At 42.6% G+C, this 11,857-nt stretch carries 14 protein-coding genes; 9 read left to right on the top strand and 5 right to left on the bottom strand.

Translation table 11 applies throughout. The features are described 5' to 3' along the window. The first annotated feature begins 50 nt into the window (after nt 1-50). On the top strand, nt 51-260 hold the full coding sequence (locus AAEZ02_RS15260; RefSeq protein WP_351123861.1) for a DUF3565 domain-containing protein: 210 nt from the start codon (nt 51-53) through the stop codon (nt 258-260). A gap of 16 nt (nt 261-276) precedes the next feature. Here AAEZ02_RS15260 and AAEZ02_RS15265 read toward each other — a convergent pair whose 3' ends face one another. Further along, nucleotides 277-678, bottom strand: a complete 402-nt coding sequence (locus AAEZ02_RS15265; protein WP_124011987.1) for a hypothetical protein — start codon at nt 676-678, stop codon at nt 277-279. Nucleotides 679-814: 136 nt separating this feature from the next. On the opposite strand from AAEZ02_RS15265, the gene AAEZ02_RS15270 reads away from it, so the two are divergent. The 7 genes from AAEZ02_RS15270 to AAEZ02_RS15300 all read left to right on the top strand — a co-directional run bounded on the left by AAEZ02_RS15270 (nt 815) and on the right by AAEZ02_RS15300 (nt 6,749). Then, nucleotides 815-1,381, top strand: a complete 567-nt coding sequence (locus AAEZ02_RS15270) for a cytochrome b/b6 domain-containing protein (protein WP_124011986.1) — start codon at nt 815-817, stop codon at nt 1,379-1,381. A gap of 214 nt (nt 1,382-1,595) precedes the next feature. After that, on the top strand, nt 1,596-2,108 hold the full coding sequence (locus AAEZ02_RS15275; RefSeq protein WP_232772063.1) for a TlpA disulfide reductase family protein: 513 nt from the start codon (nt 1,596-1,598) through the stop codon (nt 2,106-2,108). Nucleotides 2,109-2,112: 4 nt separating this feature from the next. Further along, entirely contained in the window at nt 2,113-2,352 is a 240-nt protein-coding gene (locus AAEZ02_RS15280) for a DUF4266 domain-containing protein (protein WP_164839513.1), read from the top strand. After that, the gene (locus AAEZ02_RS15285) at nt 2,343-3,650 is read left to right on the top strand and encodes a DUF3570 domain-containing protein (RefSeq protein WP_351088390.1); all 1,308 of its coding nucleotides are present in this window, start codon (nt 2,343-2,345) and stop codon (nt 3,648-3,650) included. The genes AAEZ02_RS15280 and AAEZ02_RS15285 overlap by 10 nt, the downstream gene beginning before the upstream one ends. A gap of 77 nt (nt 3,651-3,727) precedes the next feature. Continuing rightward, nucleotides 3,728-4,603 (top strand): FAD:protein FMN transferase, encoded by an 876-nt coding sequence (locus tag AAEZ02_RS15290; RefSeq protein WP_351075387.1) that lies wholly within the window; start codon nt 3,728-3,730, stop codon nt 4,601-4,603. Nucleotides 4,604-4,619: 16 nt separating this feature from the next. Continuing rightward, nucleotides 4,620-5,279 (top strand): response regulator, encoded by a 660-nt coding sequence (locus AAEZ02_RS15295; protein ID WP_101032389.1) that lies wholly within the window; start codon nt 4,620-4,622, stop codon nt 5,277-5,279. Nucleotides 5,280-5,339: 60 nt separating this feature from the next. Then, nucleotides 5,340-6,749, top strand: a complete 1,410-nt coding sequence (locus AAEZ02_RS15300) for an ATP-binding protein (protein ID WP_351123865.1) — start codon at nt 5,340-5,342, stop codon at nt 6,747-6,749. A gap of 90 nt (nt 6,750-6,839) precedes the next feature. Here the strand turns inward: AAEZ02_RS15300 and AAEZ02_RS15305 are convergent, their stop codons facing one another. From AAEZ02_RS15305 to AAEZ02_RS15320, 4 genes are all read right to left on the bottom strand, one after another. Further along, entirely contained in the window at nt 6,840-8,342 is a 1,503-nt protein-coding gene (locus AAEZ02_RS15305; RefSeq protein WP_351123868.1) for a DUF3300 domain-containing protein, read from the bottom strand. Between the two features lie 128 nt (nt 8,343-8,470). Continuing rightward, a complete protein-coding gene (locus tag AAEZ02_RS15310) occupies nt 8,471-9,799 on the bottom strand; it encodes an ATP-binding protein (protein WP_351123871.1) in 1,329 nt (442 codons plus the stop codon). Further along, nucleotides 9,792-10,475 carry a response regulator transcription factor gene (locus tag AAEZ02_RS15315; RefSeq protein ID WP_124011979.1) on the bottom strand — a complete coding sequence of 228 codons (684 nt, stop codon included), beginning with the start codon at nt 10,473-10,475 and terminating at the stop codon, nt 9,792-9,794. The genes AAEZ02_RS15310 and AAEZ02_RS15315 overlap by 8 nt, the downstream gene beginning before the upstream one ends. 3 nt (nt 10,476-10,478) lie before the next feature. Beyond that, entirely contained in the window at nt 10,479-10,832 is a 354-nt protein-coding gene (locus AAEZ02_RS15320) for a PepSY domain-containing protein (protein WP_351123874.1), read from the bottom strand. Nucleotides 10,833-11,173: 341 nt separating this feature from the next. On the opposite strand from AAEZ02_RS15320, the gene AAEZ02_RS15325 reads away from it, so the two are divergent. After that, the gene (locus AAEZ02_RS15325) at nt 11,174-11,785 is read left to right on the top strand and encodes a choice-of-anchor H family protein (RefSeq protein ID WP_351123877.1); all 612 of its coding nucleotides are present in this window, start codon (nt 11,174-11,176) and stop codon (nt 11,783-11,785) included. Nucleotides 11,786-11,857: the final 72 nt, after the last annotated feature.

An 11,857-nucleotide genomic window follows, 5' to 3' on the forward strand; every position in this document is an offset into this window, starting at 1 on the left:
TATAATCCATTGTGTCGCAATGTAATACATTAACCATTGGGCTAACCAATATGCAGCAAAAAATTATCGGTTATCATTTGGATGAAGAGCATCATTGGGTGGCAGAATTGGACTGCGGCCATTTTCAACATGTGCGCCATAATCCGCCGTGGACCGTTCGCCTGTGGGTAACAACTGTTGCCAGTCGGCAACAGAAATTGGATATGGTTCTCAGTTGCAAAAAATGCGATGTCGCGGCACCGCCAGATAGTATCGGCTAAATTAAGTTTGCTTAGCTTAAGACGTTAAATCAGCAGTGGCTCGGCAAAACCATAAATAAGCGGCTATGTAAGCACATATAATACTGTCCATTATCATTGATAACCAAAAGCCATCGACAAAAGATTGATTGGCATTGCTCAATACTAGGCTAATAAAAAACAGCTTTTCAATTAGCGCAATGCAAAACAGTGGTTTTATCCAAGTTGAACGGACCATGGCAATAAAAAAACTGCATCCGAGCATTAATACCATAAATCCCCAATGCTGAATAAATATCGTATTGTCGACCACATAGGTTAGTTGGTTAAGATTTTCGACGGCCCATTGAGGAAACAAAGTATAAAGTCCACCTAATGAGGTTCCAAGACCTGCAAGGAATAATGCCGCTTGTCGGCTTTGGTTAAAAATATGCGTCACCTGTGACTCCCTTCAATGTTCTTTTTCGCAATAATGTCATGTTTTAGTTTATCTTTCGATTAATGCCATTCATAAGTGATTGTTAAGATTTGGACGTTATAATGGCGCCATCATCATAATCCTATCGAGGTTTTCCATGCAAACACAGACTACTTATCCACTGCTACACCGTTTACTCCATTGGGGACTAGCCTTGACCATGATGGTCATGTTGTTAACCATATTATTGAGGCTTGGCTGGATGGAGAAAAACCACATGGCCGCCATTATTCATCAAGGCCTAGCCAAAATAGATCTTATTATTACGGATAGCCAATCGGTGAGCATTGCTAAAAGTATTCGCGGAGTGATGTTCCAATGGCATATTTACTTTGGTTATGCAGTGGGCGTATTTTTGCTGGCTCGTTTTGTTTATATGGCTAAATTTGGTCTGCACTATCCATCACCTTTCTCGCGCCAAGCGACCACAAAACAAAAGTTTCAAGCATGGGTGTATTGGGTATTTTATGCAGGTGTTGCGCTATCTGTGATCCTCGGCCTGTTGCTCAAGTTTGGCCCTGAAGCGATAGAAGATCAGGTTGAAACAATTCACAAGCTAGCACTTTGGTATTTTGTTCCTTTTATTGGTTTACATTTAGCGGGGATTTTAGTGGCTGAGTCGGGAAACGATAAAGGCCTAGTGTCTAAAATGATTGGTGGCTAGTATTAGTGCCTGTTGATCGTTAACGATCCATGTTGCAGTAGTTTGTAGTGATGTTATCAAGGCGGGGCTTATGACCTGCAGTTGTTCTACGTCAATAATCATAACCTAATAGAAAGAAGCCACAAAAGCTGCCCATAAGATATGTTGCCATTGCTTAAGTAAATCTTAAGATTGGTAGCCTATGTTGTGGGCAATCTGTTCATTAGGTGAAAATATGATGTCAATTGGGTTATTTTCTCATTTTCGTAAAATCAAGTTTATAGCGTTAAGTTTAGCTGTAGGGTTAGGTGTTAACACCCAAACTCAAGCGGCTCCCTCATTAGAACACAATGTATTGAATCAACAAGGCGCAAGCGTTAGTTTGCAAGAGTTTGCTGGCAAAGTGGTTTATGTCGATTTTTGGGCATCATGGTGTGGCCCATGCCGTAAATCATTTCCTTGGATGAATGCAATGCAGGCTAAATATCAACAGCAAGGTTTAGAGGTGGTAGCGATTAATCTTGATGTTGATAGCGCATTAGCTCATGAGTTTTTGAGTAAGCTGCCGGCACAATTTAATCTTCGTTTTGATCCAGAGGGTGATGTTGCGCACGCCTTTGAATTACAAGGTATGCCAAGTAGCTTTTTGTTTAATCGCAAAGGTGAATTAGTGCAAAGCCACGTGGGATTTTATCAACAAAATATTCCCGCATATGAACAAGAAATCCAAATGTTGTTACAGGAGTAATCATATGACAAAACCGTGGTGTCAACAATTAGCCAAGACAGTTGCTGTTATCGCTGTCGTGAGTAGCCTGGTAGGGTGTTCGAGCCTAGGTGTACAACCTTGGGAGAAAGATCAATTAGCCCGTGCAGACATGGCCTTAAACAGCGAAAAGCTCGATCTCGCGTTAGATGATCATATTTATTTTAGTAAAGAAGGCACCAGTGGTGGTCGTTCATTAGCGGGCGGAGGTTGTGGATGCAACTAACATCTAAGCAAAGTATTGCCAGTGCATTGGCGTTAGCAAGTTGTAGTTTATTGAGCCAACAGGTCAGCGCTGCAGATTCGGCAGAGTCTGGTGCTGTGAATGATGATTGGAAAGTCGACGCCGCCATTATGTATTATGGTGAGCAAGATAGAGTTCAAGCTGCTGAAGCGATTGGTAATGTGCAAAAAGCGTTTGGTGACAGTTCGCTATTGGACATGAAAATTGTGGTCGACAGTTTGACCGGCGCATCTGCCTCAGGTGCGGTTGCACAAAGCGAAAGCCAAACCTTTACTCGTCCTTCTGGTGACGGCCAATATAACGTTGCCACAGGTGATACACCGCTTGATGATACTTTTCATGATACTCGTGTTCAGCTGAGTGCGAATTGGCAAGAAGTGATTAATCAAGATTGGACCGGTAATATAGGCGTTTATGGCTCCAAAGAGTTCGATTACCTATCGATGGGTATTAACGGTGGCCTTGAGCGTAGCTTTAATAAAAATAACACCACGTTGTCGTTATCGGGTGCATTTACTAATGATGTGGTTGATCCTGTCGGTGGACGCCCTGTGGCAATGTCTGAAATGGTGTTTCGTGGTGATTATGGCAACGATGCCGATTATCAAGCTGCCTTTGATCAAACTCGTTTAGCGGGCGATGATACCAAACAAACTAGCGATATCATGTTTGGCGTGACACAGATTATTAATCGTAATTGGTTGATGCAGGCTAACTACGGTTTATCCAGTGTGTCAGGTTACATGACTGACCCGTATAAAATTCTCAGTGAAGTCGATATCAACGGTAAAACCCAAGCTTACCGCTACGAGAATCGTCCTGACTCACGTCTTAAGCACAGTGTGTTTTTACTCACTAAAGGTGCCTTGGATTCTGGTGTAGTCGATTTTTCATATCGTTATAGTACGGATGATTGGGATATTCAGTCACAGACTTTAGAAACTCATTATCGATACTATTTTAGTCCAAGCATGTACGGGCAATTGCATTTGCGTTATTACCAGCAGCAAGCGGCTGAGTTTTATCAACCCTTTTTGATGAGCGGCGATGCCATACCTGAGTATGCCAGTGCTGATTATCGTATTAGTGATATGACGGCTTATACTATTGGGCTTAAGTTTGGTCAGCGTTTATCGGGTGGCCATGAATTGAGTTATCGTCTTGAGTATTACCAGCAAAATCCTGAAAATAATGGCACAGAGATACCTGGTCAGTTGCAAAATTACGATTTATTCCCTGCGGTAAAAGCAATCATAGCCCAAGTGAGTTATTCGTTTTAAGATGAGAGTATCATCAATAAACAGAGTGATTTAACTTGCTTAAACCACTAACTAAAGTGTCAAAAGCCCCAACAGTGATGAGCTTACAGCCTCGTCCTTGGGGCTTTTTAGGTTCATTTAACGCCATGGCAAGTCCGTGTGAGTTGTTAATGGCGGTTAATGACGAGCACATTGCTAGGCAAATGCTAAATCTTGCTTATGATGAGGCAAAGCGTATCGAACATAAATTTAGTCGTTTTATTGAGGGTAATGTGGTGTGGCAGTTAAACCATGCTCAAGGTGAAACGACACCGATTGATGCCGAAACGCTTCATTTACTAACGTTCGCCCAGCAATGTTTTCAATTAAGTGAGGCGGCGTTTGATATTAGTGCTTGCCCATTAATGGCATTATGGCGCTTTGACGGCAGCCATCGTGTGCCTAGCCAAACTGATATCGATGATGCCTTGCAACATGTCGGTTTTGCTCATATTGAATTGACTGACACGACGGTTTTTATGCCTGCAGGTATGAGTGTCGACTTTGGCGGTATTGGCAAAGAATATGCGGTCGATCGCACCGCGCAATTATTGGCTCTACGTTGGCCAAAAACGTCGGTGCTAGTCAATTTTGGTGGTGATATTGCTTGCCCTATTAGCAAGGATGATGGCTGGCAAGTGGGCATTGAAAATCCGCAGAAGCTTGATAACGCTGCAGCATTATTAACCATTCGCCAAGGTGCATTAGCCACCAGTGGCCATACCCGCCGCTATATTGAGGTCGCTGGTAAGCGTTATGGACATATTATTAATCCTAACAATGGTTACCCGGTTGAACAGGCGCCATTATCTGTCACAGTGCTGGCGCCCAATTGTGTCATGGCGGGAATGTTAGCCACCATGTCGATGTTAAAAGGACCTGATGCTGAAGACTTTTTACAGCAACAAGGTGTCGATTTTAAGGTGTTTCGGTAAATAATAAGGACAATCAATGCGGGTATTGTTAGTTGAGGATAATAAGCTTTTAGCGCAAGGCTTAATGATGGGCCTTGCCAAAGAGGGTATTCAAGTCGATCATTTACCGTCCTATAAGCAGGCGCAGGTAGCGTTAGAGAATGAAGATTTTAGTGCGATTATTTTGGATCTTGGTTTGCCCGATGGCAATGGTGCTGATTTATTAAAACAGTGGCGTAGAAACGGTATCTCATTACCGATTATTGTGTTGACCGCCAACACGGATTTTGACACGCGCTTGATGTGTTTAGACATTGGCGCTGATGATTATTTAAGTAAGCCCTTTGACGTAAGGGAATTAATTGCCAGGCTCAAAGCGATCATTCGTCGTCAGCATGGTTTAGATCATAACCAATTCAGTTATGGGGCGTTAGCGATTGATTTTACCCGCTGTGACGTGCATTTTCGTGATCAATTAATTTCATTGTCTCGGCGTGAATATCAACTCTTGTTAGAGTTTGCTCAGTCAGCTGGGAGAGTGTTAACTCGCAGTCAACTCGAACAATTAACGTATGGCTGGGATGAGGTGGGCAGCAACTCGATTGAAGTCCATATTCATCATCTACGAAAAAAAATGGCCACTGAATTGATTAAAACCGTGCGCGGTATTGGTTACATTTTAATGGAAATTGTATAATTTACACGTTAAGCTAAACCATTAAAAATAATAAGATTATGTCAATATCATAAGGATGTTATGTTTTCGCTGCGACTATTATCAAGCTTGCTTATGTTGGTAGGTATTATATTAACCGTCACATTTTCGAGTCTATTAAGCACGCGAGATTCTATCTATGAAGTGGAAGAATTATTTGACGCGCAAATGGTTCAAACAGCCAAAATGCTGGAACAGTTTTATGTGGATCAGCTGACCGAAGAGCAACTAGCACAACTGATCTCAGTGCCAATCTTGTTTCATGTCGATGATTCCAATATCGAAACCTTTGCAGATCAAACTAACCCTGAAACATTATCCTATGAACATAAGCTCTCATTTCAATTACTGTCTGCAACGGGGGCGTTGCTGGCTTATTCTGATAGTTCAGGTAAAGAGCTACTGACAGACTTTACCCCAGGTTATGCCATCAAAATTATTCAAGGCGATAAATGGCATGTTTACAGTCTGTTCTCTAAACCTAATCAAGTATGGATAGTTACAGCGCAACGGGATGATGTTCGCCGAGAGTTAGTATCATTAATCATCAGTAACACTTGGCGATCGCCATTAATCATTACCCCCATCATAATGTTTTTTATGTTGCTGCTAACCTATTATTTATTTAAACCGGTTAAGTTATTAGAGCGCCATTTAGATAATCGTGCGGTTCAAGATCTAACCCCCATTGATATCAAATTACCGAAGGAATTAATTTCAACGCAATATGCATTAAACAGTTACTTATTACGCATTGCTGACACCATGATCCGTGAACGCCGTTTTAGCGCAGATGCTGCCCACGAATTAAAAACCCCTTTGGCGATTATTAAATTGCACAGTGATGGATTACGTGATGTGTTAACGGGGGCCGACGATGCAGTACAGCAAGAGGCTTTGCCTTATATTCAGGCCATGAGCGAAGGCGTTAATCGTATAAGCCATACCGTGGAGCAACTGTTGCTGTTGTCGCGTGTTGATGCCATTGAGGCGTTAAATATAACCGATTGTAAGCTGCAAAATATTATGGAGAACGTGATTAATCAGCTATTACACGTGATTGCTGATTACGAATGGCATATCGTTATTCCCCCCGAGATGACCATTAATGCCGATCAATTTTACCTCGAATTGGTACTGAAAAACATCATCGAAAACGCCTGCAAATACAGCCCTCTAGAATCATTAATTGCCATTAAGGTTTCTGAAGATGATCAGCAGACGATGGTTTGTGTGATGGATCAAGGTCGCGGTATGTCTGATGAAGAAATCAATTTAGCAAAAAACCGATTTTATCGTGTTGATGAAAATGCCTCACAAGGAGCCGGTTTAGGCTTGTTTATTTGCCAGCATATTATCAGTTTGCATCATGGTGAGCTAACCTTTAATCGGGTAGAACCTCATGGACTAAATGTGTGCATTGTATTACCGCACGCTCACACTCAGGTTTAACCTGAGTCTCCTCTGCCGCACTGATTCACTCAAAAAACAACATGAGAGGGGGATACTACTCATGCTGTTTTTTCGCGAGTGTTTATTGACCTACTGTCTTTCTCTTGAGTGTTTACTGTCCTTTGATTGGCTTGCATGGCGTGATGATGAATTATCTCGTTGCTGACTCTTCGAGCGTGAAGCGTGTTGAGGCGCCGCTCTCGTTGTTGAACGATCTTGCTGGCTTTGCGGTTCGCTTCTGCGTGTTTGTTTAGCTTGCTTTTGCTGATGGCGCATGGCGTTAACTTGTGGCTGACGCGCTTTTTCAACTCGGGTATTACGTTGAGCTTGTTGTAATGCTTGAGTGCGTGGTTTATTTGTCACATTAGCCACGGGTTTCGCATTATATTTACGGGCTGTTTGAGTCACGTCGCGTTGACGGCTGTAGTGGGATTTTGTTGGCTCGCCTTTACGATCAAACGATTTAGCCTGTGCCGTCGGGCGCTGCTGACTTAACTCGCGCTTTAGCTGAGTACTTCTGTGTTCAAGTGGCTCATTACGGTTAACGCCTCTTACCGCTAAGTTATGGCTACGCTGGTCCTGTTTGCTATTATGGTTTATCTGTTTACGCTGATCGTTAACCTTGGTTGAGTAATGACGAGACTCATTAGCTCGCTGACGTTTAGGCTCATGAGAATAACTTACTTTCTGGTTATGTTTTTCATAATGGCCATTGTAACGTTTGCTGATCACTTGGCTGCGATAGGCGACGCCTTTGCGATGCTTAGGCTTATGTTGCCAATGCTGTGCACCATGGCTGTAGGTTATTTTACGTGGTGTGTAGTAACGATAGTGTGGACGCACTGGTACCGCAATCACGCGGCGGTCATGCCAATGAAAGCTACTAAAAAAGAAGTTAAAACTAATCCGCACTCCGCTGTCCCCAAAAATGGCACTGTGATTAGGGCGATAATTCACATATGCAGGCGCATGCCAATAAACGGGTGGGTAACGGTTCCAGCGCCAGTTGCCGTAAACAATACGGCTATCGTAATAAGGCACATAAACAATTTCTGGGCGAGCCGATTCAATAATGATCCGGCGCTCAACCCGCGAGACTTTCACTTGCTCAAGGTCAGCCAAGTTATTGGCTTCATCAGCTTGCTGTCTTAGGGATTGAATGGTGTCCAACATGCGGCCTTCATCTTGTAAAAAGGCATCGCCTATGTTTTGTGTCCAAGCTAAATCATCATTTAAACGCTGTAATACATTTGGAAATGCCACCAAGGCTTTGACGCTTTGGTCCCAGTCTTGCGACTCTACGTCGGTCATGATTTGGTTAGTGTCGCGATCACCTTGGTTAGATGACCAACGCTTAGCTTGCACTATTTCTAACGGATAGGTTGACGCAATTAAGATGTGGGTTAATAAGCTGTCTGGATATAGCGCAATGGGCGCGAGCATTTGAGCCAACTCTGCATCACTGACCACACCCTCTTCGGCGGGGTAAGTGTATGTATTGGTTGGCTGCGCCGCTTGCACACTCGTTAATGGTATAAAGACCAAAACTAAGGCAAGTAGCGCCTGAGCGGGTGCGTGAATGGCTTTTTTCATGTTATCTCCAGTGTCATTGATGACTGTTAACTCGATAATAACGGCTTGAAGATGAACATAAGCTGAAAGCGGATAATTGAAATTCACAGAGTAGGTAGTTAATTTACCGCGCTGCCTAAAGCCGATTTTTACTGTTCAAAGGTAAACTCGAACTTGGCCCCCTGTAATGACGCTGATTGACCGACGGTTAAGTTGCCATGGTAACTGTCGACAAGATCTCTGACGATGGCCAGTCCGATCCCGTGACCTTGAGCATAAGTGTCTGCACGGATCCCACGCTCAAAAATATGTTGCTGTTTTTCTTCAGGAATACCCTCACCATCATCTTCAATGGTCATCCACAGCTGATTGTCTTGCTGTTTAAGGGTGAGTGTTACCCTTGTTTTAGCCGCTTTACAGGCATTGTCGAGCACATTGCCAAGCATTTCGGTTAAGTCTGCTTCATCGCCTTTAAAACGGGCTTGTTTGTTTGGATGATACTCGATGGTAAGATTTTGATGTTGGTAAATCTTAGTTAACGTTCTGACTAACCTGACGGCAATGCTGTCAACACTTATCCCTATATGCCAACCGCTACCAGCGGCACTTTGTGCCCGCCTGAGTTGATAGGCAATAATCTGGTTGATGCGATTAATTTGTTCGGTCGATGCTTCGCTTAAATCGGCTTGGGTTTGAATGACCGCTAAAGGTGTTTTTAAACTGTGGGCTAAATCAGCTAAGGCATTACGGTAGCGTTTACGTTGATTTTGTTCGGTTTGTAATAAGGTGTTTAATTGTTTGGCTACTTTTTGCAGTTCCACAGGGTAGTGGGTGCTCAGCTGCATCGACGTGCCTTGTTCTACTGCAGTGAGTTCTTGGCTAAACTGACCTAAAGGCTTTAGAGTCCACAATAACCAACTTAGCTGCACTATGACCAATAAGGCGGTTAAGATCAGCAACCAAGTCCACAAGGTATTGGAGAACTTTTGGATTTGTTGCAGGTATTCTTGTTTGTTTTTTATAATGTGCAGCGTCATGGTAAAAGGCTGTTCGCTAGTGGCAAAACTGACGCTAAAACTATATATCAACAGAGGTTTATCATTAATCATTATCGAGTCGAACGTGCTTCTGCCCGTCGCGGGTTTAGGCAAGTTAATGGGTGTGTTGAGACCGAGAAATGAATTGGAAGTCCACAGTAATTGATAGTCTTTGGTGGTGATCAACGCATAAAGGCCTGAACCAATCACATTGAACTGATTTTCAAGTAAATGTGACGGCATTTGTAACTCATTATCTTCCACTTCTGCCATAGCTAAAACAGAGTAAACATACGCCTTTAACTGGTTTTTGGCGGCAACATTTACCTGGGTCTCAAAGGCATTGTTAAGGGTAATGCCAATAATGGGCAGCAACACCAAAATCAGCAATAAGGCACTGACAACAATGCGAACTTTAAGCGAACTCAGTAGGTTATGCATCTTGGTCTAATTGGCGCAGACGATAACCTTGACCACGCAGGGTTTCAATCAATTGGTATTGATTGTCTGGGTCGAGTTTTTTACGTAACCGACGAATGAAAACTTCAATAACGTTGGAGTCTAAATCAAAATCTTGGTCATAAATATGTTCGATTAAACTGCTTTTTGAATGCACAGATCCCGGATGTAACATCAGATATTCAAACAACTTATATTCTGAGCCACTTAAATTAATCACTTGCAAGTGCTTTTTAATTTCAAAACTGCGGGTATTAATACTAAATGGCCCGTTGTGGATTACTGGGCTGGCTTTACCTGCCGAACGTCTAATTAAGGCATTAACACGGGCGACAAGTTCTTCTAGCTGAAAGGGTTTACTTAAGTAATCATCTGCGCCGGCATCTAAACCAACCACTTTATCTTGCCAACTGTCTCTAGCGGTTAAAATGATAATCGGGTAGCTGATGTTTTGCTGACGTAAGAGGCTGATTAATGATAAGCCATCGAGCTTGGGTAAGCCTACGTCGATAATCGCCACATCATATTGATATTCTTGAGCCTGAAATAAACCTTCTTCACCATCACTGGCGACATCAACGGTATATTGCGCCTCGATAAGATGGCGTTTGATATTATCTTGCAAGGCTAAATCGTCTTCGACGAGTAATAATCTCATGGGTTAGTTCCTTGTGACCGCGCCATTAGTAGCATCCACTGACACATAAAAAATCACCCCATCATTGGTGAGTAATTTAATCCTATAACCCGAGTGTCCATTGACGTTAGCTGATTGTACTTTTAACACTTTGCCCGAATAGCGACGTTGAGCTATCTGTACGGCTTGCCGGGCGCTAGTGACCACCAGATTATTATGTTGATTATTGTTCTGACGACTATTGTTGAGGCCGGGGGAGAAGTTAACGTCTGTGGAATAAGATAAAACAGAAGCGTAAGACGAAACTGAACACGTCAGTGAAAGTATCGCTAACATCAGGCTTAACATGATGGCATTTACGTTGAGCATACGCTGCATATTGTGATCCCTAATAACCTCATTGTTGCCAGTGTAAAAGATCTCTTTCGATATAGAAACATCTACTTAACGTAACCTAATTGAGAAAAGTCTCTACAAGTATAGATAAAGTTAAATTCTTGGATAATTTGCCAGTGCAGTATACGTTCCAGCAGATGAACATTAACTGAATGGTTTTTAGGTTATACCGAGCCTTAGCTGTATCGGTTTATGGTAGGGGCGTTAATCGGTCGGTGTTTTTCAAGGTAGTCAGCCTCGTTGTTATAATCAGCTTATGTTCAGCTTATGTTCATTTTGAGTAGGTTTTAATGGCCTTAATATCAAGACTGTGAGGAATGAACATGAAACATAATACTGCGAAAACAGCTAACGTATCGACACTGAATACCCAAGTGAAATGGGGGCTAAGTTTGTGTGTTGCCAGTGCGCTTTGGTTAAGTTCGCCAGCAGTACATGGCGCTGAGCGGTTATCTGAACAAGCTTTGGGTACATACAGTCAGGCAAGAGTCATTAATCTCCAAACACCCGAATCTGAAGCCGATAAATTGGCTAGGGTGGATGCGTTGCATGAGCAAGCTAAGTTGTTAAGCAGCGCCGACAATGTGACTAAAAAAGTCACCCGTGAACAGGTGATGGCCAAAAATCAAAAAGTCGCTGCCACTGCAGCAAACCAACAACAGCGGGCATTAGCTCTGCAAAACCAAGTTGTTTACTACGATTTTTCATTCTATGCTGCCGATTCTCGCTTATATGATGACTACGATTACGATGGCTTTTATCAAACATTTAGTGTGACTTTTGATGCAGACATTAATAGCAGCTCGGGTGACATTCAGGCCGATGTATTTGCCGAATTATATTTAAGCCAAGATGGTGGACCGTGGATCCATTATTACTCGACGGATGTATTCACCTTAAATGCAGACGCTAGCAATGATGATTATGAAGTGTAATGGTCTAATGAAACTGTAGAGATTTATAGCTTAAAATAAGCAAAATCTTAAAGGTATTTATTATGATTAGAA

Source organism: Shewanella sp. T24-MNA-CIBAN-0130 (assembly GCF_040310185.1).
GTDB lineage: Bacteria > Pseudomonadota > Gammaproteobacteria > Enterobacterales > Shewanellaceae > Shewanella > Shewanella psychromarinicola.